The organism is Neptunomonas sp., from assembly GCF_016744175.1.
In the GTDB taxonomy this organism is placed as follows: Bacteria; Pseudomonadota; Gammaproteobacteria; order Pseudomonadales; family Balneatricaceae; genus Neptunomonas.
In genome coordinates, this window is record NZ_JADGEV010000052.1 from 1 (window position 1) to 26,820 (window position 26,820).

A 26,820-nucleotide genomic window follows, 5' to 3' on the forward strand; every position below is an offset into this window, starting at 1 on the left:
CCAGCTCGAGGAGCCACTTCAGAGGGGCGTTAGCTCAGTTGGTAGAGCAGTTGGCTTTTAACCAATTGGTCATAGGTTCAAATCCTATACGCCCCACCAATTTTTACAGATCTACCTCAGGACGGGGCGTTAGCTCAGTTGGTAGAGCAGTTGGCTTTTAACCAATTGGTCATAGGTTCAAATCCTATACGCCCCACCATCCTGATGTGATTTGTTAAATTTTTTCAAACCTCCCTGCTATTATCTAAATTTTCTCACAATAGTTATCTCTCTTATTTCCCCTTCGCCGTTTTTTATTTTATCTCACTTTATTTAGCTTGTGCTGATTTTCGTTTGATGGCATTGCTTCTCTAGAATAGCCCTGTTCTTTGTTGATATTTATTTAAAGGGGGTTGACACTTTTTCTCAACACTATAGAATCTGCGCCCATCCAATAGGAGGGGTGGCTGAGTGGTCGAAAGCACCGGTCTTGAAAACCGACGAGTCGCGAGGCTCCCAGGGTTCGAATCCCTGCCCCTCCGCCATTGGATACTGAAGTTCCTCGATAGCTCAGTTGGTAGAGCAGTAGACTGTTAATCTATTGGTCGCTGGTTCGAGTCCAGCTCGAGGAGCCACTTCAGAGGGGCGTTAGCTCAGTTGGTAGAGCAGTTGGCTTTTAACCAATTGGTCATAGGTTCAAATCCTATACGCCCCACCATCATAACGTGACATGTAAAATATACGATCCCCTCTCTTACTGTTTTTCTAATTTCTATTATCGTCGTTATATTTTTGATTTGCTCTTCGTTTTTATTGGCTTGACTTCATGCTATCTGGCCTGTAATAGCTTCGATTTTATTATGTTGCTTCCCGAGAGAGGTTGCTGCTCTGTGTTAGTGTTAATTCAAAACGTATGCATATTTTTCGCGTTAATGGTATTTAAAGTATGGTTACAATGTTATGAAAACAAATTTAATTACGCGTGAAGGTCATGAAGCTTTACAAAAAGAGCTGAAATACCTGTGGCTTGAATACCGCCCTGAAATAACTAAAAAAGTCACATGGGCAGCCAGCTTAGGAGACCGTAGTGAAAATGCGGACTATCAATATAACAAGAAGATTTTACGAGAAATTGATAGGCGGGTTAGGTACTTAAGAAAATGTCTGGATCAGCTTAAAATTGTTGATTATTCGCCACAGCAAGAGGGCAAAGTTTTTTTTGGCGCTTGGGTAGACGTTGTTAGTGAGGATGAAGAGCTAAAGAAGTTTCGTATCGTTGGTGGCGATGAAATTTATGGTCGTAATGACTACATCTCGATTGACTCACCTATGGCACGCGCTTTACTTAAAAAGGGGGTGGGTGATGAGGCTGTTGTTCCTACGCCTAAAGGTGAAAAACTTTGGTATGTGAATAATGTATCTTATTCTGAAGTACTATCTGAATAGAGCATTATAGACGTTAATATAAGTAAGCTGACAAAGTAGTTATTGAGAAATGCGGATTAGCGCTCGCAAAGTGTATGAAAAATGTAAAGAATATCTATAGCCCGCCGATACATTAAGAAGCAACTGATGAGATTTTAGGCGAACATGCAAACTGAAAAAATACAGGCGCGAATAGAGACATATACTTCGTCATTGCCACAAGCGGTGACGGCGTCTCATGGTGCTCAGTTTGCGATGTTGCTTAGTCTAATATCGACAAATCAATCAAATAGCTACCAACACTCTTCTCAGGCTGTTCAGCAAGGCCAGGGAGAAGGTTTTGCTCTTCCCGAAGAACGCTATCCTTCGGTTGATGAACTGCATACTCCCTATCTCATTGAGCGCCTGAATCATTCAGTAAACGATAAATTGCCAGGTGACTTTGCATATATTAATAGCCATATCGATGCGCGTTCTAATATAGCGCGAGTGCGTCGTGAGGCTGCAGATGAATTTGCAAAAATGGCTTTGCTGTCTTCAGGTCGACTGATGTTAGACCAGATAGGTAAGTCGCAGGTGTCCGTACCTTCCGTTTCTGTACAAGCTTAAGTGTAAACTTGAACTAATCCGCAAGTATTATGCAAAACGATATTGCTGATCCTTAATATAAACTATCTTTTCGGAACGACCGCTTGATCTGGTTTTATGGGGCTTTGCTATTAAGTGCTGTAAATCGGGTGGGCTTTTTTATTCAGGGTACTTCAGCATGGGTGTGCAAAACCAAAAGCAGGCGATGGTATTAGGGATAAGTGCTGTATTGCTGTGGTCAACGGTAGCAACTGCATTTAAGTTGGCGTTACAGCATCTAACACCGTTGCAGCTCCTCTCTATTGCGAGTGTGACCTCTGTTGTAGTTTTGTTTGTTGCTGTTATCAGAAGGCACTCTTGGTGTGAGGTGATGGTGTTTTGGAAAAAATATCCTCTAAGGTTTGCTGTACTGGGGGCGCTTAATCCTTTTCTATATTATGTGATTCTTTTTCAAGCCTATGATTTGTTGCCAGCACAGCAAGCGCAATCACTTAATTATACGTGGGCATTAGTTTTGTCGTTGTTGGCGGTTCCTATCTTAGGGCAATCATTACAGCGTTCAGATATCATTGCGCTTGTTATTGGTTATCTTGGTGTGTTGGTGATCTCTACCCGAGGCGACGTATTGGGTATGGAGTTTGTTAGCGGCTTTGGTGTCGCGTTAGCACTGTTTAGTACTGTTTTATGGGCTTTGTATTGGTTAATTAATACAAAGAATGAAACGCCTTCGGAAATATCCTTGTTGCTGTGTTTCTTAAATGGAACGCCCTTGGTGTTGTTAGCAACACTGCTGGTTGATGGCATGCCTAATGGCATGGCAGGTGTTGTCAGTGCTGTTTATGTTGGAGTGTTTGAGATGGGAGTGACATTTATTTTGTGGATGAATGCGATGAAGCTTGCGATGTATGCCAGTCGTGTAAGTAATCTGATTTTTTTATCTCCTTTCCTATCGCTAATATTGATTCATAGTATTTTAGGAGAGGAGATTGCCAATGCTACATATTTAGGCTTGGTAATGATTGTTTTGGCGGTTGTTTATCAGCAGTATGCAGCTTATAGAACTAAACCTCAGTGTTGATCAAGTTTAGATCCATTGAATTAGTTCTTCGATACTGTCTTCAACTTTCCACCATTCGTCGGGATCGTCACCGTTTTTCCAGCCACTGGCAATACAGCGCACTTGTGTTTCTAAGGCGACAGAAGCCACTCTGGCACAATCTAGATCTTTTACCCAAGGTGTTTGATCGGACTTAAACCATACGCTGGTCCATGCTTTTCCAGCTGCACGTTCATGAATAAAAACGGGAATGGATGTTCCTGCAATGATCACTGAAAACTCATGAGTGTTTTTATCTGATACGTTTTGCGCTGGTAAGGTTTTTAGATCGGTACCCAGTGCAGATAACCAATTCTCGACAGAAGAGATCGAGCGGTTTTTAATATAAATTTCAATATCCGGATGGCGCTGATCAGTCATTGCTACTTATCAATATAATTCAGTTGAAGAAGGACGTCAGTATGCGTTGCTACGCATGGATGTTCAAGGGGGGAGCAAGTTCTGAGTAGATATTCCTTTAAGGAAAGATCATGTATCCTTCTGCTCAGGAAATTACTTAAATTAAGGGTGTGGAATGAATAAAAAAACAGTCATAGGATGTGTATCTGTGCTTGGGCTTTCAGCTATCTATTTGGCGGGTGTATATCACTCGGGTAAAGAAGCTGACAATTTTATCGAGAAAGCCGTAGAGCAAGCCCAACTTCAGTCTGAAGGGCAGGGCATTATTCGTTCAGAAGCAAAAACAGGGTTTTATAGTTCTCACTATACATTGGTTTACACTCCTGAAGAATTGCCTGAGGGTGCTCAAGAATGGATGGGTGGGCGAGATATCCCATTTGACCTTGAAGTGAAGCATGGTTTTTTAAATGCAGAGTCGACACTGACTCTGGCGGAAGGAAACTTGTTAACTAAATTGAAATCATTTCAAGCTGATGCCGACGACGAGCCATTTGTGATGGAGCTTCAACAAAGCTTTAGTCCGCTTTCTAGCCAGTTAGTGATGGATGGAGAGTTTGAATCAGCCAAATTCATTGTAAAATCAGAAGAAGGTACCGCCACTATTGGCGCTATTGAGATGACTTTCGATCAAGAGGGGCGCGATTTTAGTCTTGATCTGGAAATGCAAGACAGCGTGGTTGATACACAAGAATTTAAGCTTTCAGTTAAAGGTATTAATGGAACTGAAAGTGGCCGTTTAGATCATGATGACCCACTTCAAGCAGTGATGGCTGAAACAGTTGATGCATTGTTCAATATTGAGAATATTCTTGTTGAAAGTGATCAATATAACGTTGAAGCTAACGGCTTGCGACTAGAGGTGCAGCAACGTTTAGATGAAGGCCGGATGCTGATGTCTATTGGTTATGCAGCAGACTCTGTTCATGTTGTAGAAGTAGGAAAAACAGCGCCTGCTTTCACTGATCTTAATCTTAAACTTAGCTTTGATTTAGATTACGCCGCAACACGTGATTTGGCCATCATGCTACAAGGTATGCAAAGTGACCCTCAGGTCATGCAGCAGCAAATGGAAGGCATGATAGTTGTTGCTGATGGTGTTACTGAGAAAGGCATTGGCGCGGATATCAATGACTTGTCTATGGGTTGGAATGGACATAAGGCACAAGGGGAAGCGGCGTTAGATATTGCACCATTTCAAGTATCTGAAATTATGGCCCGGCCTGACCAGATCAGAGAATACTTGACGCTAGATGCGCAATTTTCTGCTCCAGCAGCGATGCTTGAAGCGATGCCAGATTATGACCCTCAGCAGATAGAATTATTTGTGCAGATGGGGTTTGTTCAAAAGTTGGACGATACATATAAAGTGGAACTTCAGCTAAAAGAGGGTGTGGCTACCCTGAACGGGCAAGCTGTACCGATGTAATGAAAAAAGCGCACTGAAAACAGTGCGCTGTTTCTGTTGTGAGGTTCGTCGTTATTAGCTATTTTCGCAAGTGATTCATACTGATGGGTAGATAGCTGAACGAGATGAAACTTTACTTCTTCGTATCCTCATCGCTTATTAGAAAACGAAACAGTCGCAGTATACTTAGGCAAATGTAGCCTGTAACTGCGAGTAAAATACCAATGATCACCAGAGCCATACCAAAGAGTGCGACTAGCTCCTGTTGTAGTGATTGGCCAAACATAAATTCTGCTATGGTAATGAGCAGTATGCCCAGCATACATAAACCAAAACCACTGATCAGTAAGATTAGGTTTTGTTGGAAATTGTCAGCTTGTTTTACCAAGCGACGCTTGACTGTTCGCCACGTCATAACCGACGGAAAAACCCTAGGTTGACATGAAATGTGAGATGAAGCGGTGCAGAAGCAAGTAGTATAGCCATACTATCGTCATTGATTCGCTGGCTATGGGGTGTCATATCTAATAGTGCCTGAATATCCTGCTTAGAATGCAGCGAAAATTCAAAGCGTAATGTATCTACCTTTTCACAGCTAAATTGTTCTGCTAGCTCTGTTGTTGGGTCGTACTCAGAGACTTTTACCTCTTTGTAGATGCGTTGGCGTAGTTCGAGTAAATGCTCCTGTGCAGGCCATGCTAGTAGCAGTAAACCGTCAGGTTTAACAACTTTGGCAAAGGCTACAGGCATTAGACGGCTGAACATTACTAGTAACAGATCTTGGCTTTTTTCGGGTACCGGCATTTGTGCGCCGGATGCGACTAGCCACTGAATAGATTTGCTACGCCGACAAGCGGCTTTGACCGCATGCTTTGAGATGTCGAGACCAATGATCTCAACATCGGCATGGCTCACCGCTTTTTCTACCTGTGCTGTGTAGTAGCCTTCACCGCAGCCCATATCTAAGAGGCGAGAGTTGGGTTTGTTTGAAAGCTCTAGTTGAACACTTTCGCTGACTTTATCTGCTAATGGTTGATAGTAGTGCTGATCCAGAAAATGTGTCCTAGCTGCCACCATCTGAGGGTTGTCACCGGGATCTTTGGAGCGTTTGCGCTGCACCAGTAATAGATTCCAATAACCCTGCTTAGCTTGGTCGTAACTGTGGTTTTGTTCACACGACAAAGAGCGCTCTTTTTGCGTTAAAGCCAGGGAGCAAACAGGGCAGATTAGGTGGCCACTAGTAACATTCATTTTTTAGGTCGCTTATTTAGCTGAAGACAGTAGGCGAGCCAGAATGTTTTCATACAGATCGCTGAGTATGTCTAGATCTTTTACTTTCACTCGCTCGTCTATCTGATGAATGGTGGCATTAACAGGCCCAAGTTCAAGAACCTGTGCACCCGTAGGAGCAATAAAGCGTCCATCAGATGTTCCGCCTGCTGTCGATAACTCAGTATCCATACCCGTAACAGCTTTGATCGCTTGCTGGGCGGCTTCTACTAAGCTGCCTTCGGCGGTAAGGAACGGGTTGCCTGATAAGATCCAATCGATATCCCATTCAAGGTTATGACGATCAAGCGTGTCTCTGACGCTCTCTTTTAGCCGTTCCGCTGTTACCTCTGTAGAGAAGCGGAAGTTGAAATCGATTTCGACTTCACCAGGTACAACATTATTTGCACCCGTACCTGCATGGATATTTGAAATCTGAAAGCTTGTTGGTGGGAAAAAGTCATTGCCTTCATCCCATACAGTTGCAGCCAGTTCAGTTAGTGCTGGCACTGCTTCGTGAATGGGGTTGCGCACGAGATGTGGATAAGCAACATGTCCTTGTATTCCGGCTACTTTCAGCTTGCCACTAAGCGACCCGCGGCGGCCGTTTTTAATAGTATCACCGGTTTTAGCGGTGCTTGAAGGTTCGCCTACAATACACCAGTCGATTTTTTCTTGGCGAGCTTCCAAGTGATCAATAACGCGTGTCGTACCATTAATAAACGGGCCTTCTTCATCACTAGTAATTAATAATGCGATGGAGCCTTCATGGTCAGGATGGTGTTCAATAAAGCGTTCCAATGATGTTATGAAAGCCGCAATACTGCCTTTCATATCTGCGGTGCCGCGCCCATATAAGTAACCTTCTAAAATAGTAGGCTCAAATGGAGGGTGAGACCAATTTTCAGCAGGGCCTGTAGGAACAACATCAGTATGCCCGGCAAAGCAAAATAGTGGGCTTTTTGTGCCGCGACGCGCCCAAAAATTGCTAACATCTTCAAAAGGTAAACGCTCGATAACAAAGCCTAATGCTTCTAGCTTCTCGATTAACAGCTCCTGACAACCAGCATCTTCTGGTGTGACTGAAGGGCGTGAAATTAGCTCTTTAGTGAGTTCGACTGTCGGTGACAGGATCGGCATATCAGGGCTCCGGGGGTACTAAATAGAGAATGAAGAGGACTATATTGTGTGTTTAGCAGAAATTTGCAGGCTTGGAGCTGTCGGTATGAAAATACCCGTTACTCCAAACCCACAAGAGCATATTAGTTATGCTTATGAAGCTCCGCATTCAACTCGATGGCTGATTTATTAGTCTTAACTTCAATGCGGCCGTTCTGTGAATTACGACGGAACAGTAAATCAGATTTACCTGCTAAATCGCCTGCTTTAACGGTGCTTACCTCATTATTTTGATCATCTAGTAACGTTACTTTTGAGCCACCAGTGACATACAGACCAGCTTCAACAGTGCAGCGGTCTCCTAATGGTAAACCTAAGCCCGCATTAGCGCCTAGCAGGCAGTTTTCGCCAACAGAGATAATCACGTTGTTACCGCCAGACAAGGTGCCCATAGTCGAGCAACCGCCACCCAAGTCAGAGCCATTACCAACGACAACACCGGCAGAAATACGACCTTCAACCATGCTAACACCCATAGTACCGGCATTGAAGTTGATGAAGCCTTCATGCATGACTGTTGTGCCTTCGCCTACATATGCACCTAAGCGTACACGTGAAGTCGCTGCTACGCGGATGCCTTCTGGTACGACGTAGTTAGCCATTTTAGGAAATTTGTCCACAGAGTGAACATCTAGTACACGTCCTTGAGCACGAGCAGATAGCTGGCGACGTGGTAAGTCAGCAAGTGAAACGGCGCCTTCATTTGTCCAGGCAACGTTTGGCAGCAAACCGAACATGCCTGACAGGTCGATACCATGAGGTTTAACCAAACGATGTGAAAGTAGGGCAAGCTTTAGATAAACTTCAGGCGTTGATGCTGGCGAACTGTCTGTTTCTAGAATAGTGATAACCAGTGACTGCTGAGTACCTTTAAGTACTTCAACCACTTCAGCTTGATCTTCTGCATCAACGCTGAGGAAAGCGGCTTCTAGATCTTTAAGCTGTGCTTCACAGATTTCGATAGCGGCATCGCCGCCTTCGTAATTCAGCTTTTCAGCAACAGCACTAACTAGCGCATCCGATGGGTTTAGGATCGGCGCGTTATAGTAAATTTCTAACCAGTCACCGTTAGAAGATTGGGTACCAATACCCAGACCAAATGCAAAGTAGCTCATGTTTTTATTCCGCCTAGACGTCAAATTTGAAAAATTTCTGTGTATTCGTTTTCTTTAAAGCCAACAAACCGTTGTGGAGTTGCATCTACTGAGCTGATCTCCAAGACCGGACGTTTAATAATCGCCGGGTTTTCCAGCATCAGCGAACGGGCTGATGCTGCATCGATATTCTCTTTGATAGCATCGGATAACTGACGCCATGTTGTGCCGCGCTTATTCAGTAATATTTCCCATCCGAGCGAGTCGATGAGTGGATCTAGTTGCGCTTCTGTTAGTCCATCTTTACGAAAGTCATGAAACTGGAATTCAATATTGTTGGTATCCAGCCATTTGCGCGCTTTCTTGATTGTATCGCAATTTTTAATGCCAAAAAGCGTAATGCTCATATAGATTCTCTCTTTATTGCTTTTTAACGTAACCCATCAATAAAACGCTTGATACGTTGTGCACCTTCAACACATTCTTCAAGTGTTGCTACTAAGGCCATACGTACATAACCGGCACCGGGTACACAGCCTTCTATTTCACGTGATAGATAGCTGCCTGGTAGCACTGTCATGTTTTGCTCGGCAAATAGTTGCTGTGCAAAAAGAGCATCTGCTATCGGTGTTTTTGCCCATAAATAGAAGCTGGCTTCTGGTTGCTGTACATCCATAACTGGCGAAAGGATTTCAACGACGCGTGCAAATTTTTCACGGTATTGGTCGCGGTTCTCTTTCACGTGAGCTTCATCCTGCCATGCAGCGATTGATGCAACTTGGTGTTGCACTGGCATAGAGCAACCATGATAAGTGCGATATTCTAAGAAAGGTTTTATTAATTTGGCATCGCCTGCAATAAAACCTGAACGCAAGCCTGGTAAATTTGAGCGTTTAGATAAGCTATGCATGACCACACACTTGTCGAAATCGTTGCGGCCTAAGCGAGCACATGCTTCGAGCAAACCTACTGGTGGCTTTGCTTCATCTAAATATATTTCTGAGTAGCACTCATCTGAGGCAATAATAAAATTGTATTGGTCAGCTAAAGCAATGAGTTTTTTCAGGGTGTCAAAATCAGTCACCGCCCCAGTTGGGTTGCTAGGAGAGCAGAGAAATAGAATCTGGCAGTGCTCCCACACATCACTAGGAACGGAATCATAATCGGGAATAAAACCGTTCTCACCTAAGCAGCTAAGGTAATAAGGCTCTGCACCTGCTAGGTAAGCCGCACCTTCATAGATTTGATAAAAAGGGTTAGGCGAAATCACTAATGCGCCTTCTTTGCGCTCAACTGCTGCTTGAGTAAAGGCAAATATTGCTTCCCGTGTACCGTTAACTGGTAGTACATGCTGATCGGCAGTTAACGTATCTGCCTTTAAATGAAAGCGGTGAGTACACCAGTCGGCAATCGTTTTACGTAATTCAGGAATGCCCTTGGTGGTTGGATAATTCGAAAGCGCATTGAGGTTGTCGGTCAATGTTTGAACAACAAAAGCAGGAGATTTATGTTTAGGCTCGCCAATAGAGAACGCGATATGTGGCAATTCGGCGGGAGGTGTGACCTGCGCTTTCAGTTCTGCCAGCTTTTCAAAAGGGTAGGGTTGAAGACGCGCTAAATCCCGGTTCATAAATATTTCCTGCTCTGGGGTGAGGCTGTTATCAAAAATAGGCAGGGAAGTATACCGGATGCGGCGGTGTCTATTAAGTGTTTACTTTTTGATATCTCTCTATGAGAGCAACTTGTGTGCAAACACTTGATGTCTAGATGGGGGAATTACGTTTTGCAGGGTTTTGTTAACAAAAAAAACGCTCCGACATGTTAAAGGAACATGTCGGAGCGTTAGGTGCTGGATTAATGAATTAGCCTTTAGCTAGCAAGCTAAACTCGTCTGCGCTTAGTTGCCCATCTTTGTTTACGTCTAATATGTCGAATTGAGCTAACACTGGCTCATGTACTTTAGCTTCTTCAGCGCTGATAACTTGGTTTGTGTCTGCATCCAGTAGTGCAAAAAGGTCTGTTCCGCCTACAGGCTGAGCCATAGCAGTCGTTGATGCGAAAGCGAAAACAGCGGCAGTGATTAGTTTTTTCATGGGTTATCTCTCTCTTTATTGTGTTTGGATACCCGGTGTATAGCTGGAATTGTGCCAGTAATTATTTTTATGTTTAAAAACAGTGGCTTATATTGTTATTTGAAAAGTTCTGGTGTTTTTATCGACAGAGTTAGCATACTAAAGAATATTAGTGTTTCTTTTTAATGACACTTGTTTTGTTTGTGATATTTATTTCTTTAATATCAGAAGCTTAGTATGTTGTTGAATGGCGACGTATGATGAGGTTAAAGCCCCATAGAGTTAATGTTAAAGAGAGTCTTCTGAAAGCATGCCTTGATGCATTTTCAACCCTAAATGTGCTTTGGTATGCTCTAACACCGTAAGAATAGCGGGGATAAACAGCAAAATAAGCAAGGTGCCATAGGCTAACCCGAAAACGATTGAGGTTGCCATAGGGATAAGGAATTGTGCTTGAAGTGATGTCTCAAAAAGAATAGGGGTCAATCCTGCAATGGTTGTTAATGAGGTCAGTAATACTGCTCTAAGTCGTTGGCAGGCCGCTTCTTCGATAGCGTCTTCTACTGCCATACCTGTAGCTCGGAGTTTTTTGTAGAAAGTAATGAGAACAATAGAATCATTAATAACAATGCCTGAAAGTCCGAAAAACCCAAATAAAGAAAGAATGGTTAGGTCAAGCCCTGTCAAAAAGTGTCCGAGAATAGCGCCTGTTAGTCCTAGTGGAATGGCGAGCATGACAGTAATAGGCCAGCTATATGACGCAAATACCCACGCGAGAATAATGTAGATAAGACATAAGGCGAGAAGAAGTCCTAATTTCATGTCCTCTAGCGTTTCTCTTTGATCTTTATTTTTACCTTCAAAGCTGGCTTCCACACCGTACTTGCTGAGTACGCTGTCTAATTTCCCTGTTTCTAAATCACTAATAATATCATTGGCATTCGCAGTTGATTCGTCTAAGTCCGCAGTGACATTAATGGCGAGTTGGCCATTGATTCGCTGTAGGGTGTCTAATCCCTGCTTTGGTGAAAATTGCACAATGTTAGACAGTGGTGCGCTAGAGCCGTCAGGCAGGATGACCGGTAGGTATTCCAATGCACTCAAACGATTACGTTCTATATCTGGTAAAATCACGCGTACAGAAACTTCATCTTGGCCGTTATAAAAAGTTTGGGCTTCTATGCCATCAAACGCTGCGCGCAATTGTCTGCCCACTTGTTGCAGCTTTAAGCCAGAAGCTTTGCCTGCTGGCGTTAGCTCATAGATCAGCTGAGATTTTCCAAAAGGGAGATCATCATCAACATTAGATAGGCCCGAGTATTGCTTAAGCACGGTTTGTACTTCAATTGATGCTTGTTTAAGGGTGCTAACATTATTGCCTGATAGCTTTATTTCAATGGGTTTTCCTCTAGGTCCACTCGTTGATTGATCTATAGAAAATTTTTCGATTCCGGCTGGGGTTATGATTTTCTTGCGCCACTCTTTAATAAACTCCCGATTAGTGATGTCCCGAGTGTCGATAGGATTCATTTCTACATACAAGGAACCGAACTCATCACCAGAGGTGGATGCTGAACTTTTACGTGTAAAACTGGCGGTACCATACTCACGGAATGCTATTTTAATGAGGTTGTTGCCTAGCTCCTCTTCAGTTAATTGAAGAGTGCCATCTAAATGCGCTAGAAATTGTTTTACCTGCGAGTTATTCGTGCCAGCGGTAAACTGCACATTAGCCGTGAATACTTCTCGTTCTACCGATGGGAAAAATGTGAATTTAACTCGCCCCCCCATTATTAAGCCGATGGCAATAATGAAAATACCGATTGCGCTGGCAAGTGTTGTCCAGCGAAAAGTAATCGCTGTTCTGACAAAACGACGAAAAGTATGGTCACGGAAATGATTTATTCGCGCTTCGAGTGCTAGGCGGGTTTTAGATGCGTGCAAATCTGCTTTACTGCGCAAACTGTGGTGTAGGTGCCCTGGTAGTATTAGGAAGCACTCGACCAAGGACGCTAAGATGACGCATATCACCACGGTGGGGATATCCACAAGGATGTTGCCAATAGTTCCGCCGATGATGAGTAGGGGTAGGAATGCAGCAATAGTCGTTAAGGAGGAGGCTATAACGGGTGAAAGCATGCGATGTGCTCCGCCAATGGCGGCTGTTAAGCCACTTTCACCCATCTGTAAGTGGGTTAGTGTATCTTCGCCTACTACGATCGCATCATCGACTATAATGCCGAGTGCCATGATCAGCCCAAATAAGCTGATCATATTAATTGAGCCGCCAATCATGTAAAGGACGGCGAGAGTCGCCATAAAGGAGACGGGAATGCCTACAGTCACCCAGAAGGCAACGCGGGCATTTAGGAATAGAAATAAAATGGCAATGATAAGTACTAAGCCGCCAAGGCCATTTTTTAATAGTAGATCGATACGTGCTTGGATTTGCATCCAGCGTTCATCGTAGGTTACCAATTCAATGCCTTGTGGTAGCTGTTCACGGGCGTTTTTGATCCAGTTTTTCATGATACTGGCTGACTGCAGTGTATCGTCGCTTTCGGTACGTCTTAGAACCATCAAAATGGCAGGCTGGCCACGATAACTGAGCTCTATCTGGCTGTCTTTAGTTCGCCAGTCAATCTCTGCTACATCTCCTAAGCGTACTAGGCGCCCCGTGTTATCGGAGATGATAGGTAGCTGCTTAAATCCTTCGACATCGCGCTGTTGGCTTAAGCTGCGTATTTGTCTGGATCCATCGCTTTTAGCTGCGGTGCCTGCAGGTAAATCGATGCTTCGCTGGCTTATATTGGTTGCAATGTCAGACAGTGACATGCCTAGAGAGTGGAGTTGTTCAGTGGGTACTTGAATGGCAATCTCTTCTGCCGGCATTCCAGTGAATTCTATTTTACGAATCCCCTTGTCGAGCAGCTCTCTTTCAAAACGGTGGGCTACTACGCGCAACTCACTGATCGCTGCGTTCTCTGATGTAATTAACATTGAAGCAATATTTTCATAGCGAATAATGCGTTGTACGACGGGCTCCTCTGTATCAGAAGGGAGAGAGCTGCGAATGTTAGCTACTTTTTGCTTCACCTCATCTAAAGTGTATTGCACATCGGCATTTTCTGTGAGCTCAAGCCGAAGTGAGGCACGGCCTTGGCTGCTTGTAGAGTAAATCGTATCGATACCGTTAATTGAACGTATTTCTTCTTCAATAGGTAAGATAATCGACTTTTCAACATCTTCGGCAGCGGCTCCACTCCAAGCAACATTAACAACGATTATGTCTAATTCAAATGAGGGGAAAAACTGAGTGTTTAGTTTTTTTACGCCCCATGCCCCAGCAAGCAGCATCAGAATCATTAACAGGTTGGCGGCTACTCGATGTTCGGTAAAAAGTGCTGTCAGGTTTTGCAAAGGGCCGTTATAAGTGCGCATCGGTTACTCCGTAGCCTTGACGGGTAAACCAGAGATGGCATTGGGGAGCTGTGTGGTAATGAGCGAATCTCCCTCGCGAAGGGTTCCAGGCTGAATAAGAATGAGCGGTAATCCGCTTTTGCTGTGCGCATCTCCTACTTTATTGATAGTCACGGCTTCCAGCTTTGCATCACGGACACGATAGACTCGATCTGTGCCATAAAGAGCGGAAGGCGGAATAGTAATAATGTGATCAATTTCAGGCAGAAAGAGTGTTAGAGATAAGGTACGACCGGGTTCAGGAATAAACTCTCCCAAGGTAAATTGAAGAAGGGCATCAACACCTGTATTGCCATTGCTTACTGAGCTTGCCAAATGTGATAATTGCAACGTTATAATTTGCTGGTCGATAACGGCAGTAGCTGCTAGCTTCTGGTTCTCTTGTAAGCCTTTACGAACCCAAGGTAAGGTCTTGGAAGGTATTTGAGATCTCAGTTGTAACTGTGTCGGGTCATACAGTGTGATGAGTGGGTCGCCGCTTTTTACTCGATCACCAGTGGCTGTATTTATATTGGAGATGCGCGCTTTAAAAGGTGCGGTGATCGATGTTCTTTCTAAATCCAGTAAAGCACTATCACGCAATGCTTTAATTTTGTCTTGCTCTGCTTTTAATTGAGCCAATTGAGATGGAAAAGCATTGATCGCTTGTTCACGGCTATTTAAGGCGAGGGCTTGCTGTTGAAGGTTTTTTCTAGCGGTGTCGAGTTGATCATCTGATCCTACTTTACGCTTACTTAGATCTTGGTAACGAGAGACTGATTTATTGGCCAGTGCGTACAGCTTCTTTTCTATATTCAACGCTTTTTTATCTGCTTTATTTTGAATTCTAGCCGCACTTAATTTTGCATCTATATTTTTCAGATCTGCTTCACGTTGACGCACAATCAGCTGAGTATCTCGAGGATCTAGCTTAACCAGTAGTTCCCCTTTCTCTACTCGTTGTCCTTCTTTGCTGATCACTGATTCAACAAAAGCGGTGACCGATGAGGATAGCTGTGTCATTTGTACCGATTCTACCTGCCCATATAGGACAACTTCAGGACGAATACTTGAGAAACTTACGATTTGCGTTTGTACGCTCCAAGTCTTTTCCGGTGCTGGACGGGAAGATGTTTGCGGCTTGCTAGATTTGAGCGCCATAAAGACACCAACGGCTATTACTAAGGCGAGCAGAGGCAAAATCCATGTGAGGTGACGTGTTTTTCTTTGATTAACCGCAGTAGACATACCAACCTCAACCTAGAGTCTTTGACCTTTAAAACGGGCCACAATAAATAATCTGTTATGTATTAGCGCTTTATGATGAAATAGTTTATCTGGTTTCGAGCAGATATGGAGGTTTGTTTACGCAACTTTACAATTCTTTGTGGAATGATAAGTTACGAGGGTAAATACGCTCTTACATGTATCAGCATGCTTCACATTACAATCTAAAAGGAATACTGCACGTGCGCACAGAATCGGTAACAGGATTGAGCTCTTCTGGACTTCATCGTATGGTTTATCACGAATGGGGCAGTAAGGATAATGAGCGTGTATTGGTATGTGTCCATGGTTTGGCGAGAAACAGCCGAGACTTTGACGAGATAGCCAAAACGTTATCGCGAGAATATCGTGTTATATGCCCAGACATTGTAGGTAGGGGTGAAAGTGATTGGCTGTTAAATGCTGCAGACTACGGTATGCCGCAATATTTATCAGATATTACGGTGCTTTTAGCACGGTTGAATGTAGAAAAAGTAGATTGGCTAGGCACATCAATGGGAGGGATTATTGGTATGTTGTTAGCTGCCATGCCTAAATCGCCTATTAGAAAATTGATATTGAATGATATCGGTGCGTTTGTTTCACAGGAGGCTCTCGGGCGAATTGGGGAATATCTTGTACCTAAGTATTATGACACCCTCGATGAAGCACAAGTCTTTATGCAAACAACCTACATAGGGTTACGCAACTTAACAGAGGATCAGTGGAAAAACCTGACTAAGCACGGTTTTAGACAGGAACCTCAGGGGTGGACTCAACATTATGACCCTGCGATTGGTGATGTTACACGTGCCACATCTACTCAGGACGTGGATCTGTGGCCTGTTTGGCGAGCAATACAGTGCCCGCAAATGCTCATTTGGGGGGAAGACTCTGACGTGTTGAATCGGGCTACCGTAGAGCAAATGCAGCAGGAAAACGCTGCAATGTCATTATATAGCTTGCCAGGAATTCCCCATGTTCCTTCGTTAATGGAAGACGCCCACATTCAAGAGATCACCCAGTGGTTGAGAGATAATTAGTTGATATGTGCTTTAGATGAACCAGTAATTGAAAAAAGGATACTGAATGAGCTTGTTGTTCCCTTGGCCTACTGAGCAGCTTTGTCTGACTCATAATGAAAGAAAAGAAGCGGTAAAGTCGGTTGAACAAGCCTTTGCGACTGCACTTGCTTCGTTAAAAGTAGATATTGGTCTTAAAGAGATGTTTGAGTCGCTTTATGTGCCGCTGGGTGCTTGGTTGTTGTGCCGGAAACGTCAACAAAACGGTCCGCTTGTCGTAGGGATTAATGGCGCACAAGGGGCAGGGAAATCAACGCTGTTTAATTTGATTGAAGTTATTCTTAGTGAGGGGTTTGGGCAGAAGGTTGTTGGTTTTTCACTAGATGATTTGTACAAAACACGGCATGAACGTGAGCGGCTAGCAGAAATCGTTCACCCTCTATTGATTACACGAGGCGTGCCCGGTACACATGATGTTCAGTTGGGAATCGATATTATAAAATCTTTAAAAGCTGGCGACCCTGATAACCCTACAAAAATCCCTGTTTTTGATAAATCTATTGATGATCGTTGCCCTACTTCCGTATGGCAGGAATGGGTGGGGCCTGCAGATGTTATTGTGTTTGAAGGTTGGTGTGTGGGTGCTTTCCCTGAAGATGATGAAAAGCTAAATGCATCTGTTAACTCTCTAGAGAGAGTAGAAGACGTTAATGGCGACTGGCGACGTTATGTGAATAGACAGTTAGAAGAGAAGTATCAAGAGTTATTTAGCATGATTGATTCTTTAGTGATGTTGAAAGTGCCGAACATGGAGGCAGTATATAGCTGGCGATCACTACAGGAGAAAAAATTAGCTGAACGAGTTAAGTTCAACTTTGATACTCAGCAACCCGCTGACCATTTGCGCATTATGAATGAAGAAGAAATAGTACGTTTTATTCAACATTATGAGCGTTTGACGAGAAGTATGCTTGATGAAATGCCTGGACGTGCCGATGTGACTTTAATGCTTAATGAAAATCATAAAATAAGTAATATACAAATAAATAAGCCAATGACCTTGTGCCGTTAAGCACTAATTGTGTCATTTATCGCTAATTCACATTAAAAGGAGATTGGGTCAGATGCTAAACAGAATATTATTATTGTCTTGGGTGCTTTTGCTGGCAGGGTGCCAAAGTGCTTATTATTCGGCAATGGAGCAAGTGGGTGTTCACAAGCGAGAGATTCTGGTCGACAGAGTAGAAAGTGCTCGGGATGCTCAAGGTGAAGCTCAAGAGCAGTTTAAAGATGCATTAGAGCAGTATCGTGCAGTGGTGCAGTTTGATGGTGGGAAATTGGAAACACTTTATGACCGACTACAAGCAGAATATGATGACAGTGCAGAGGCCGCAGAAAATGTTTCTGAGCGCATAGATGGTGTTGAGCAAGTTGCAGAAGCATTGTTTGAAGAATGGGAAGAAGAGTTAGGTCAGTATCAAAGTGCTAGTTTGCGTGCGCAAAGTGCTAAGCAGCTAAAGGATACTAAAAAGCGCTACACTTCGCTTGTACGTGTTATGAAGCGAGCGGAGCAAAGAATGCAGCCAGTACTCTCTGCACTCAATGATAATGTTTTATATCTGAAGCATAACTTGAATGCCAGAGCAGTAGGTGCACTTAAAGGCGAGTTTGCAGATATTCAACAGAATATTGATCGTCTGATCAATGAGATGCAGCATTCAATCCAAGAGTCAGATACGTTTATTCGTGCCATGAAAACTCAGTAAGCGGAGTGTTTTTGCGTAAACGATGTTGTTTCTTAAATCGGTAATAATGTAGTGGATGCTACGCCGTGGAGTACTTTGTTGATGGTGCGGTTATTCTTATCTGAAAGAATTCGCGCCATCATATCTTGTAAAGAAATCATCTTAGCTAATAATCGTTCGGTACTTAGATTGGTTTCTCTTGTTGCATTATTCATGCTATTACTGATGAGGAGTAGTTCTCCTCGTTTGTCATGTCTATGATGTAATTGCCAAGCGATGGATTCCAAATTACGGGCACAGTGATAAAGTTTTTGTTGGTCTATTTCATCCAGCATGAAAAACTCATCTTGGTAATTGTATGATCCATGAATCATGCCTGCTACACCCGCCATAAGTGCAAATACTCTATCACCTGAAAAGTTAGGGTTAAATGCTACTGGTACTGCAGTAGTGCCGTAAGGCTCACCCAGTTCTGCAAATTGAACAATCCTTGGCATGCTAAATAGCTGATGTATACGTTTATCAACGGTCATCCCCGGGGGGGCTTTGGAAAGCTCTCTGGGGTTGAGTTTGTAGAGTTTTATTAATAGCTGACGAGCCAGTTTGTTGAGCTCTTGTAAATGAGCATCTGTAACCATATCGATATCTGACTTTGCTAGGTTTTTAACGGAAAAAGATCTTACCTTTCCCTGTTGGCATCCCATTAAAAAACTAATCATGACGCTTAATAAAATGGCTCGTACAGTTATTGTCATCACCTGGCCCCACTACATTTCATCAATAATAAAGATTGTACCTGATTCTGCGGGTTGGCTGTTTCTTGGAGACGTGAAGCTTAAACCCCCTCCAATCATTGTTTCCAAGCTATCAGCACGGAAGTTGAGACCTTCAAATAAAGAGAAATCTAGCTGTATGCCACTGGCATTGCTAAATGCACTATCTTTACGCACAAAAAGAGCATACTCAGGTTTTATATTTATGAATATTTCTACGTTTTCTCCGTTGTTAGTTAGGTCATATCCAGTGACGGATCCAACGGGCACTTGACGGTAAAATATGGGGCTGCCTTTAAAAAGAGACCCTAATGTAGGGGCGTAAACAGTTAAGTTGAGGCCTTCTTTATTTTGAAAAGCGGGGGCTTTAACATGTCCTTTAAATGAGAAAGCTGCTGCGCCATTACCCGATACTGCTTCAATGAAGTTGCCCGTTAAAATACCTTCTGGGTGGTCAATTCCACTTAAACGAATAGCGGGCTCTACAACCCAAAATATACTATTTTCACGTGCCAAAAAGTGACCGTCTCGAAACAGATTAAGATCAACCAATAACCCTTCGCCGTCATTAATGACGGCTACCCTGATCACTTCTCCAACTACTTGCCCTTTAAATCTAAGGTCTGTGTGTGGTTGAAGGCTTTTACCGGCAGGGAATTTGATTTGTATTCCCAGTGGTTGTTGCTGGCTGGTGGTACGGTCAGGGTAAAGAGTAAATAGGTGATTCGGTTTGATCGGCTTGCCCGTAAATTCAGTTTCAAAAGCAACACCGCCCTGGATGAGCGTTTTTATTGATTCAGAGCGAATAGTCAGTTGCTTCAATGAAAAGTCTGCCTTGATACCACTGGCTATCCAGAAACGGCTTCCTTCATTGATTAAGTGATCATATGCCGGGTCAATAAAGGCATAAAGCGTTACACTTTTTCCATCTTTATTAAGTACGGTTTGTGCTATTTCGCCAACGGGAATTTGTTTGTAGAGGATAGGGTCTCCGGCATTCAGTGCTCCTGACTCTTCGCTATGCAGTCGTATTTTCATTGCTTTCACAAAGCGTTTGTCAGTAAGACGGCCTTTCTCTGATGCTTGATGGTAATTATTATAAAGTTGATAGGCAGAAGAGTGTTTTTGAGTACTAGCTTTTCTTGAAGGATTAAAAAAAGCAATTCCGCCACGTAATAATGATGCCGCTGATTCTGTTCGTAATTCGATACCGTCAATATTTGCGGTGAGGTCGATGCCGCTAGCATTCCAAAAGCGGCTGTTACTCTTAATAAGATGGCTGTAACGCAGTTCAATTGCCGCATGGATTATGACTTGCTTCCCTTCAGCGTCTAACTCGTAATTAATGACTTCACCTACCGGTAGTTGACGATAAAGTATAGGCGATCCTTTGGAAACTGAGCCTAGTTGATCAGCACGTAATTTAATGGCTTTGCCGTTGCTTAATTGACGTTTTATTGGGGCGATTTCAAGCGCTGTATAAGCGCGTTTATCAGCACCTTGACCAGGCTCTACTTCAATATAACTGCCACGTAATAGGGTGCTTAGCTTACCCAAGTTTTTAAGAGATAATTCAGGCTTTTGTAACCAAAATAAAGACCCTTCTTTTAGAAGGTCTTGCGCTCGAGGGTCAATCAATAAAACACTATCAAGGTATTTAAAGTCATCTGTTAGTGTGACTTTTTTAACTCGCCCAATTTGAATACCCCTGCTCTGAACGGTGGCTCCTTCACGAAGTTCTGTAGCGCCAGGAAACCTTAATGTGACCTCAATACCATCTTGTGCAGCTTCATAGTCATCATACAGCGGTAGTGTTTGGCTATTCTTTGCTTCTGGAGCCGACTCATCGGGTGTTGAAAAGTGAATGCCTCCAGCAATAATTGAAGCAAGAGATCCAATTTGAATGTCGATTTTTGAAATGTCCGCTTTAACCTTAATACCACTAGCATTCCAGAAGCGGGTATTTTCTTTAATGAGGTAGGTAAAGTGAGGTTCTATGTAAGTTTCGATCAGTACTTTTTTCCCATCTGCGCTTAATGCATGGCTGAGTACTTCACCGACTTCAATATCGCGGAAATAAATTTTAGCACCTTGGTAAACTGAGCGTGCACTATCTGCAGTAAGGGTAATATAGAGTCCCCCAGAGCTTTTAATGGGGGGCGGCGGTTGGTCTAAGGCCTCAAACTCTCGCTGAGGTTCGCCTTCTGTACTTGGTTGGTAGCTAATGTAACTACCCGAAAGTAACGTTTCTAAACCGCGCACACCAGAAAGGGATACCTGTGGTTTTACTAACCAAAACTGTGCGTTCTCAGTAAGAGTTTTTTCGGTTTGCGGCACCATTTCAATCATCGCTTTAATACGCCGCAGGTCTTCATCTATTTTTAACTCTTTAACCACTCCCGTCGGTAAGCCTCGGTAAAATACCTTGGTTTTATTTGCTTCTAATCCCGCAGCTGAATCAAAGATTACCTCAATTAAAATACCTTTACTGTCGTAGTTCTTATAGACCAACCAGCCTGCGATGATGGCTGCCAATAACGGTAAAAACCAAATGGCGGAAGGTATACGGCGGTGGGTGATAACTGGATCATTATCGCTCATGGGAAAACCTCTAATTGTTCTAGGTGCTTGTCCCAGATTAAACGAGTATCAAAGCAGTTCGCTGCTAGCATAGTAAAAATTACAGCGGCGGCAAAAGCGGTTGCACCAGTATTTCCTGTGACACTGGCAAGGCTTCCTAGTTGAACGATTGCTGCAAGAATTGCTACAACAAAAATATCAAGCATGGACCAGCGCCCAATCCATTCGACAAAATGATACATCAACATTTTCTGTCGCATATTGGTTGTCCAGCCCAGCTGGATAGTGAGCAAGAGAATGATTAAGCCAATAATCTTCATGACGGGAATAATGATTGATGCAGTTAAGACAACCAGGGCTATACCTAGCATGTCATGCTCAAGAAGTTGTAATACGCCTTGCATAATAGTGGCAGGATCTCCTTTCCCTAATGATTTGAATGTCATTATAGGCAGTAAATTTGCAGGTACTAGCATGATCATTGATGCGAGAAGCAATGCCCAAGTATAAGCTACGGAATGTTGTTTACGACGATGAATGCGGGTGCCACAACGTGGGCACTGTTGCTTGTCTTGTTCTATTGATGCCGGTTTTTCACAACGTTGACAAATAATAATGCCATGCGTTAGGGCCGAGTGTTGCATTACCGCTTCTCCAGTTGCTCTATACGGCGCCAGAACCGATGTTTATCGAGCTGCGTTGATGTAAGTAAAGTAACGATGATAAGCCCGGTTAAACTGTATAGGCCTATGCCCGGTGTCACATCGGCAACATCAACGAGTTTCACAATAGATACCAAAATGCCTAACATATAGATTTCTAGCATCCCCCAGCTATCCAATTGCTGGTAACTACGCATCGCCCATGCGAGTAGTGGTGCAGGTTTATGGAAAAGGAGACAGGCACTTAAATAGGCCATGAGCAATAGCTTCATCAATGGGACAATAATAGCGGACATTAACACTAAGGCGGATACCGCATATAACTGGCTATCGTAAAGTGCTTTAACAGACAAAAATATCGTTTCTGATTGTGACAAGCCGAGTGTGTTAAGTGTCAAAATAGGGAAAATATTGGCAGGAAGAAATAAGATTAGCCCTGCAATTGCCAGTGCTAATGTCCACTCAATAGAGTGATGCTTACTGGAAATGATTAAGGAATGACAGCGGGGGCAGTGTGCCTCATGTCTATCAGGCATCGCGCGGCGGTTCATTAACAGATCACATTCTGGACATACCCAGAATTTCCCCGGTTGAGTTGATGCTAAATCCCTATCTCTCATAAGCCCTATGGATGTGTGGTATCAACGCGCAGTATGCCAGAAAGGGTGATGTTATGGCTATCAGCTTAAAACACTTGTTTTGGCAGATGTATGGGGGGGGAGTTTTCGTTATAGTAGGCGGCTTAAAGAGGAGATCGAAGATGTCAGATAATACGGGTGATTTTACCCACTTACGTCGTGAATATGTGACTCAAGGTATTACTCGAGATGCTATTGATTCCAATCCATTTACACAGTTTTCTAAATGGTTTGATGTAGCTTGCAAGGTTAGGCCTGATGATGCGTCGTCGATGACCCTGGCAACAGCAAATAAGCAAGGTATGCCTTCCGCAAGAATTGTACTGCTAAAGCACTTTGATGAAGAAGGTTTTGCTTGGTATACCGATTACCAAAGTCAGAAAGGGCAAGAGCTTGCGGAAAACCCACAAGCTGAAATTATGTTTTATTGGTATGGTCTCGAAAGACAGATTCGTATACAAGGATACGTTGAAAAACTGACTGTAGATCAAGCTGATAAGTACTTCCACCAACGCCCTGTCGGCAGCCAGTTGAGTGCTGCAGCATCACAGCAAAGCTTGCCTATAGCCTCACGCGAAGCATTAGAGTTACGTGTGGAGCAGCTACATGTTCAGTATGCAGATCAGGTGATTCCTCGCCCTGAACGTTGGGGAGGATATCGCTTGATACCGACTAAATTTGAGTTTTGGCAAGGGCGAGAAAGCCGCTTGCATGATCGGTTTAGTTACTCTTTAGAAGATGATATTTGGAATATTGAGAGGTTGCAGCCGTGATCGATAATGACATGATAACAATTGAGACTCAGCCTTTATGCGACTCAGTGGTTATTTGGATGCATGGGCTTGGTGCTGATGGCTCTGACTTCCCTCCGACTATACCTTACCTTAAGCTTCCAGAAGAGCTTGCTGTTCGCTTTATGTTTCCTAATGCACAAGAGCAAGCTGTTACCATAAATGGTGGTTTTGTGATGCGTTCTTGGTACGACATTTTGAGTATGGGAATCGGACGGGAAATCAACAAGGAACAACTGTCAATTTCGGTGAGCCGAATTAGTGCGATAATAGCGCAGCAGATTGAGTTAGGTATTGTGCCCGAAAGAATTCTCCTGATTGGCTTCTCGCAAGGTGGTGCGGTGGCATATGAGACGGGTCTTAGCTTTACAGCAAAGCTGGGCGGTATTGCCGCTATGTCAACATATCTTCCGCGTCCTATTGAAGAAATAGATATATGGGCTGCGTCAACGATGCCTATTTTATCATTGCATGGGAAACAGGATGATGTTGTTCCGTTGTCCTTAGGCGAAAGTGCAGTGAAGCAATTAAAGATGAAAAGCTTTAGTCCTGAATGGCAAACGTTTGCGATGGCTCATGAAGTATCGATAGAGTCGCTTGCCATTTTAGGGCGCTGGATAACTCAACGATTAACTAATTAGAGGATGCAGTTATGCAAATAACTGATAATGCAGTGGTCTGTTTTCATTATGCATTGATTAATGATAAAGACGAAGTATTGGATGGGTCTAAAGGTGGAGAGCCAATTCCCTATTTACACGGATTCCATAATATTGTGCCTGGCTTAGAAAAAGCGATGGCAGGACGGTCAGTAAAAGATCATTTTCGCGTATCACTGACGCCATTAGAAGCTTATGGAGAAATTGATGAAGAGAAAATTTACGATGTTGATCGTAAATTATTCGCAGAAATGTCCGAGCTATCGGTCGGGTTAATGTGCCATATGACTAATGAATCCGGTGACGATGAAGTTGTCACGGTCATCGAAATTGATGATGACGTCGTTACTGTTGATGCCAACCACCCATATGCCGGTGAAAGCCTCACATTTGACGTTGATATAGTGTCAATACGAGAAGCTACGCCACAAGAGATTCAAGCAGGGCAAATGGTACCTGCATAGTTAGTACTCTTTTTTTGATGGCGTTTGAGCTCTCAAACGCCGTTAGACTTTTTCTCGCCACTCCAACTCTCCAATATGTACATTTAGCCACTCAAAGCCAATTTTCCTAGCGACAGCTGCTGCGCCGTCCAAGCTCTTGAATTCCCTTTCTTTTTTACTGCGCTGTAAATCCAACGTAATAACATTCTGATCCTTCGCGATAAATTTCAGTGTCCATCCTCGTGACATGGCAATGGGTGTTGCCTGACAAGATTCAAACACGCCGGCATTAAAAAGAAGCCTTATTTCTTTTTCTTGCATTGTCTTATTCTCTTAATGAATGATCTTTAATAACTTATGATAAGTATAAAATATATATTGATTAATCGCAAATAAAATACAATAAAATTTGTCTTGTAACTTGTTGTTTTAAAAGAGTTTTTAATAAATATTAAAGTTGCGTTTAATGGGTTTTTGGATTTTCCATAACATCATGATTTTTAAGGGTTTTTAATAAGAGGTTATATTGTTTTTTATAGGGTGAAAAAACTGAAATAAAACAATCTAAATCTTAAATTGAGTAATCAATATTAAAATTAGATAGTCCTTTGATTTTTCTTCTAAGAAGAGGATGGTGCTTAGAGGTATTGATGCAGATAAGAGGCTTAAGACATCTTTTGTTAAGAAAAAACAAAGGTTTTAACAATAAATGTCGATGAATCACTGTGGATGTTGGTATTTGGGCTATCTTGTAATTAGCTTGTTGAGGAGGCTGTCCACCATGGTTTTACCTGAGCACCTGACAATTATTGAAATATCACAGTGGAAAGAAAAATTTCTTGAGCAAGTAATGATGTCTTCTGTGCTAGATCTAGATATTACGCCACTCAAGAAAATTGACTCGGCTGGTATTCAGTTATTGTTTGTAGTGAGGCGTGCATTACAAAAAAACAAGGGAGATATTAATTGGCTGGGAAGCTCAGATGTACTAACAAAAAATGCTAAATGGTTAGGTATGAGTGATGCTTTAGGTATCACTTTGTAGATTTGGAGATTGTAAATGACAACAGTGTTAGTTGTTGATGATTCGGTATCTTTACGCAGCATGGTGACCTTTACGTTAAAAAAACAAGGGTATGAAGTTGTTGAGGCCACTGATGGCGAAGATGCCTTATGTAAAGCGCAAAATGCTGTGTGTGATTTGGTGTTAACGGACGTCAATATGCCTCATATGGACGGCATTACTTTATGCACTGAATTACGTAAGCTGGCGGCCTTTAAATTCACTCCTATCTTAATGCTCACCACTGAAAATTCGCAGGAAATGAAACAAAAGGGCCGTGCCGCCGGTGCAACGGGATGGTTGGTGAAACCGTTTAATCCCGACACTTTGTTAACTACCTTAAAACGTGTCGTAAGGTAGTTTCTTATGAGTATCGATCTATCTCAGTTCATCCCAACGTTTCTTGAAGAGAGCTTTGAAGGGCTTGAAGTCATGGAGTCTGGCCTTTTACATCTTGAAGAAGATGACACTGAGACTATTAATGCTATTTTTCGGGCAGCCCATTCCATAAAAGGAGGTGCTGGCACTTTTGGTTTTTCTCATATCACAGATTTTACTCATGTAGTCGAAACCTTGATGGACGAACTGCGAGCAGGACGGCGTCCCTTCAGTGACTCTTTAAAAGGGTTGTTGTTATCGTCTGTTGATTGCATGCGCTTATTACTTGAAGCTGCCAGAGATGGTGTTGAATGTGATGATTCTCAGATAAAGAAAATACACCAAGAACTAGATGCAGAGTTATCCTCAAATAGTAATGTAGAGCCTGATGTTCTTAGTGAAGCAAGTGTGGGCACACTTGAGACCTCTTCACCTGATGTTTCAGGTTGGGATATCGAGTTTGTACCAGCACCTCACTTAATGATGACAGGAAACGAGCCAGTTTTGATGATGGCTGCGTTAGCGGAACTCGGTAAGTTGGTGGTGCACCCTTGTACTGATGACGTACCTTCGTTGGAAAAGTTAAATCCAGAGGAGCTGTTTTTCTCATGGAGAATGGACCTTTATAGCGACTGTCTTGAAGATGATATTCGTGAGATTTTTGAATGGGTCGAAGACGATTGTTCTTTAACTATTCAGCCTCTGAAAAATGCATCGCAAATCCTGATCACCAACAGCGGTTATTAGAAGCATTAAAAGAATCATTTGAAAGCCGCATCAGTGTAGGTGGACGAACGTTTATTTTATTGGCGAA

The 26,820-nt window shown here is 43.0% G+C and carries 28 protein-coding genes and 5 tRNA genes; 18 read left to right on the plus strand and 15 right to left on the minus strand.

All coding sequences use genetic code 11. The features are described 5' to 3' along the window. The first annotated feature begins 23 nt into the window (after window positions 1-23). The 8 genes from QZZ55_RS17310 (at window position 24) to QZZ55_RS17345 (ending at window position 3,070) form a co-directional block, all read left to right on the plus strand. Window positions 24-99, plus strand: a tRNA-Lys gene (locus QZZ55_RS17310). 24 nt (window positions 100-123) lie between these two features. Then, window positions 124-199: transfer RNA gene (locus QZZ55_RS17315), tRNA-Lys, on the plus strand. A 237-nt stretch (window positions 200-436) separates the two neighbouring features. Next, window positions 437-524 (plus strand) — tRNA-Ser (locus QZZ55_RS17320). A gap of 14 nt (window positions 525-538) precedes the next feature. Then, window positions 539-614: transfer RNA gene (locus QZZ55_RS17325), tRNA-Asn, on the plus strand. Between the two features lie 7 nt (window positions 615-621). Continuing rightward, window positions 622-697: transfer RNA gene (locus QZZ55_RS17330), tRNA-Lys, on the plus strand. Window positions 698-939: 242 nt separating this feature from the next. Then, complete coding sequence (greB, locus tag QZZ55_RS17335; protein ID WP_293268681.1) at window positions 940-1,425, plus strand: transcription elongation factor GreB; 486 nt, start codon at window positions 940-942, stop codon at window positions 1,423-1,425. A 144-nt stretch (window positions 1,426-1,569) separates the two neighbouring features. Next, the gene (locus QZZ55_RS17340; protein WP_293268682.1) at window positions 1,570-2,013 is read left to right on the plus strand and encodes a hypothetical protein; all 444 of its coding nucleotides are present in this window, start codon (window positions 1,570-1,572) and stop codon (window positions 2,011-2,013) included. 157 nt (window positions 2,014-2,170) lie between these two features. Beyond that, window positions 2,171-3,070, plus strand: coding sequence for a DMT family transporter (locus QZZ55_RS17345; RefSeq protein WP_293268683.1), 900 nt, complete (start codon window positions 2,171-2,173; stop codon window positions 3,068-3,070). 6 nt (window positions 3,071-3,076) lie between these two features. Here QZZ55_RS17345 and QZZ55_RS17350 read toward each other — a convergent pair whose 3' ends face one another. Next, window positions 3,077-3,469 (minus strand): hypothetical protein, encoded by a 393-nt coding sequence (locus tag QZZ55_RS17350; RefSeq protein ID WP_293268684.1) that lies wholly within the window; start codon window positions 3,467-3,469, stop codon window positions 3,077-3,079. Between the two features lie 154 nt (window positions 3,470-3,623). Here QZZ55_RS17350 and QZZ55_RS17355 point away from each other — a divergent pair, with 154 nt between their 5' ends. Beyond that, complete coding sequence (locus tag QZZ55_RS17355; protein WP_293268685.1) at window positions 3,624-4,934, plus strand: DUF945 family protein; 1,311 nt, start codon at window positions 3,624-3,626, stop codon at window positions 4,932-4,934. A 112-nt stretch (window positions 4,935-5,046) separates the two neighbouring features. Here QZZ55_RS17355 and QZZ55_RS17360 read toward each other — a convergent pair whose 3' ends face one another. The 9 genes from QZZ55_RS17360 to QZZ55_RS17400 form a co-directional block, all read right to left on the minus strand. Then, on the minus strand, window positions 5,047-5,328 hold the full coding sequence (locus QZZ55_RS17360) for a hypothetical protein (RefSeq protein WP_293268686.1): 282 nt from the start codon (window positions 5,326-5,328) through the stop codon (window positions 5,047-5,049). Further along, window positions 5,325-6,164, minus strand: a complete 840-nt coding sequence (locus QZZ55_RS17365; RefSeq protein WP_293268687.1) for a putative RNA methyltransferase — start codon at window positions 6,162-6,164, stop codon at window positions 5,325-5,327. The genes QZZ55_RS17360 and QZZ55_RS17365 overlap by 4 nt, the downstream gene beginning before the upstream one ends. Before the next feature lie 12 nt (window positions 6,165-6,176). Next, window positions 6,177-7,322 (minus strand): succinyl-diaminopimelate desuccinylase, encoded by a 1,146-nt coding sequence (dapE, locus tag QZZ55_RS17370; RefSeq protein WP_293268688.1) that lies wholly within the window; start codon window positions 7,320-7,322, stop codon window positions 6,177-6,179. Between the two features lie 122 nt (window positions 7,323-7,444). Next, entirely contained in the window at window positions 7,445-8,476 is a 1,032-nt protein-coding gene (gene dapD, locus QZZ55_RS17375; protein ID WP_293268689.1) for a 2,3,4,5-tetrahydropyridine-2,6-dicarboxylate N-succinyltransferase, read from the minus strand. Window positions 8,477-8,496: 20 nt separating this feature from the next. Continuing rightward, entirely contained in the window at window positions 8,497-8,862 is a 366-nt protein-coding gene (locus tag QZZ55_RS17380; RefSeq protein ID WP_293268690.1) for an ArsC family reductase, read from the minus strand. Window positions 8,863-8,885: 23 nt separating this feature from the next. Continuing rightward, on the minus strand, window positions 8,886-10,085 hold the full coding sequence (gene dapC / locus QZZ55_RS17385) for a succinyldiaminopimelate transaminase (RefSeq protein ID WP_293268691.1): 1,200 nt from the start codon (window positions 10,083-10,085) through the stop codon (window positions 8,886-8,888). A gap of 232 nt (window positions 10,086-10,317) precedes the next feature. Beyond that, the gene (locus QZZ55_RS17390; RefSeq protein ID WP_293268692.1) at window positions 10,318-10,548 is read right to left on the minus strand and encodes a hypothetical protein; all 231 of its coding nucleotides are present in this window, start codon (window positions 10,546-10,548) and stop codon (window positions 10,318-10,320) included. A gap of 267 nt (window positions 10,549-10,815) precedes the next feature. Continuing rightward, window positions 10,816-13,968 (minus strand): efflux RND transporter permease subunit, encoded by a 3,153-nt coding sequence (locus QZZ55_RS17395; protein ID WP_293268693.1) that lies wholly within the window; start codon window positions 13,966-13,968, stop codon window positions 10,816-10,818. Window positions 13,969-13,971: 3 nt separating this feature from the next. Beyond that, window positions 13,972-15,234, minus strand: coding sequence for an HlyD family efflux transporter periplasmic adaptor subunit (locus tag QZZ55_RS17400; RefSeq protein ID WP_293268694.1), 1,263 nt, complete (start codon window positions 15,232-15,234; stop codon window positions 13,972-13,974). Between the two features lie 221 nt (window positions 15,235-15,455). Between QZZ55_RS17400 and QZZ55_RS17405 the strand changes: the two genes are divergently transcribed. The 3 genes from QZZ55_RS17405 to QZZ55_RS17415 are packed head-to-tail and all read left to right on the plus strand — an operon-like array spanning window position 15,456 to window position 18,040. After that, window positions 15,456-16,295, plus strand: a complete 840-nt coding sequence (locus tag QZZ55_RS17405) for an alpha/beta hydrolase (RefSeq protein ID WP_293268695.1) — start codon at window positions 15,456-15,458, stop codon at window positions 16,293-16,295. 46 nt (window positions 16,296-16,341) lie between these two features. Further along, the gene (locus QZZ55_RS17410; protein WP_293268696.1) at window positions 16,342-17,346 is read left to right on the plus strand and encodes a hypothetical protein; all 1,005 of its coding nucleotides are present in this window, start codon (window positions 16,342-16,344) and stop codon (window positions 17,344-17,346) included. A 52-nt stretch (window positions 17,347-17,398) separates the two neighbouring features. Then, a complete protein-coding gene (locus QZZ55_RS17415; RefSeq protein WP_293268697.1) occupies window positions 17,399-18,040 on the plus strand; it encodes a DUF2959 domain-containing protein in 642 nt (213 codons plus the stop codon). A 32-nt stretch (window positions 18,041-18,072) separates the two neighbouring features. Here QZZ55_RS17415 and QZZ55_RS17420 read toward each other — a convergent pair whose 3' ends face one another. From QZZ55_RS17420 to QZZ55_RS17435, 4 genes are read right to left on the minus strand one after another with little or no spacing between them, the layout of a single operon-like run. Continuing rightward, window positions 18,073-18,774 carry a hypothetical protein gene (locus QZZ55_RS17420; RefSeq protein WP_293268698.1) on the minus strand — a complete coding sequence of 234 codons (702 nt, stop codon included), beginning with the start codon at window positions 18,772-18,774 and terminating at the stop codon, window positions 18,073-18,075. 12 nt (window positions 18,775-18,786) lie between these two features. Beyond that, window positions 18,787-21,393, minus strand: coding sequence for an MlaD family protein (locus tag QZZ55_RS17425; protein ID WP_293268699.1), 2,607 nt, complete (start codon window positions 21,391-21,393; stop codon window positions 18,787-18,789). Then, a complete protein-coding gene (locus QZZ55_RS17430) occupies window positions 21,390-22,016 on the minus strand; it encodes a paraquat-inducible protein A (protein ID WP_293268700.1) in 627 nt (208 codons plus the stop codon). Before QZZ55_RS17430 ends, QZZ55_RS17425 begins: the two co-directional genes overlap by 4 nt. Then, the gene (locus tag QZZ55_RS17435) at window positions 22,016-22,585 is read right to left on the minus strand and encodes a paraquat-inducible protein A (RefSeq protein WP_293268701.1); all 570 of its coding nucleotides are present in this window, start codon (window positions 22,583-22,585) and stop codon (window positions 22,016-22,018) included. The genes QZZ55_RS17430 and QZZ55_RS17435 overlap by 1 nt, the downstream gene beginning before the upstream one ends. Window positions 22,586-22,794: 209 nt before the next feature. On the opposite strand from QZZ55_RS17435, the gene pdxH reads away from it, so the two are divergent. The 3 genes from pdxH to QZZ55_RS17450 are packed head-to-tail and all read left to right on the plus strand — an operon-like array spanning window position 22,795 to window position 24,586. After that, window positions 22,795-23,445, plus strand: coding sequence for a pyridoxamine 5'-phosphate oxidase (pdxH, locus tag QZZ55_RS17440; protein ID WP_293268702.1), 651 nt, complete (start codon window positions 22,795-22,797; stop codon window positions 23,443-23,445). Next, entirely contained in the window at window positions 23,442-24,104 is a 663-nt protein-coding gene (locus QZZ55_RS17445; RefSeq protein WP_293268703.1) for a dienelactone hydrolase family protein, read from the plus strand. Before pdxH ends, QZZ55_RS17445 begins: the two co-directional genes overlap by 4 nt. Window positions 24,105-24,115: 11 nt before the next feature. Then, window positions 24,116-24,586 carry a peptidylprolyl isomerase gene (locus QZZ55_RS17450; RefSeq protein WP_293268704.1) on the plus strand — a complete coding sequence of 157 codons (471 nt, stop codon included), beginning with the start codon at window positions 24,116-24,118 and terminating at the stop codon, window positions 24,584-24,586. Between the two features lie 42 nt (window positions 24,587-24,628). Here QZZ55_RS17450 and QZZ55_RS17455 read toward each other — a convergent pair whose 3' ends face one another. Further along, window positions 24,629-24,886 carry a hypothetical protein gene (locus tag QZZ55_RS17455; RefSeq protein ID WP_293268705.1) on the minus strand — a complete coding sequence of 86 codons (258 nt, stop codon included), beginning with the start codon at window positions 24,884-24,886 and terminating at the stop codon, window positions 24,629-24,631. Between the two features lie 460 nt (window positions 24,887-25,346). Between QZZ55_RS17455 and QZZ55_RS17460 the strand changes: the two genes are divergently transcribed. Genes QZZ55_RS17460 through QZZ55_RS17470 form a run of 3 tightly spaced genes read left to right on the plus strand, consistent with a single transcriptional unit; the run spans window position 25,347 to window position 26,753 of the window. Then, window positions 25,347-25,610, plus strand: a complete 264-nt coding sequence (locus tag QZZ55_RS17460; protein WP_293268706.1) for an STAS domain-containing protein — start codon at window positions 25,347-25,349, stop codon at window positions 25,608-25,610. A 15-nt stretch (window positions 25,611-25,625) separates the two neighbouring features. Continuing rightward, window positions 25,626-25,988 carry a response regulator gene (locus QZZ55_RS17465; RefSeq protein WP_293268707.1) on the plus strand — a complete coding sequence of 121 codons (363 nt, stop codon included), beginning with the start codon at window positions 25,626-25,628 and terminating at the stop codon, window positions 25,986-25,988. 6 nt (window positions 25,989-25,994) lie between these two features. Then, window positions 25,995-26,753 (plus strand): Hpt domain-containing protein, encoded by a 759-nt coding sequence (locus tag QZZ55_RS17470; RefSeq protein ID WP_293268708.1) that lies wholly within the window; start codon window positions 25,995-25,997, stop codon window positions 26,751-26,753. Window positions 26,754-26,820 lie beyond the last annotated feature (67 nt).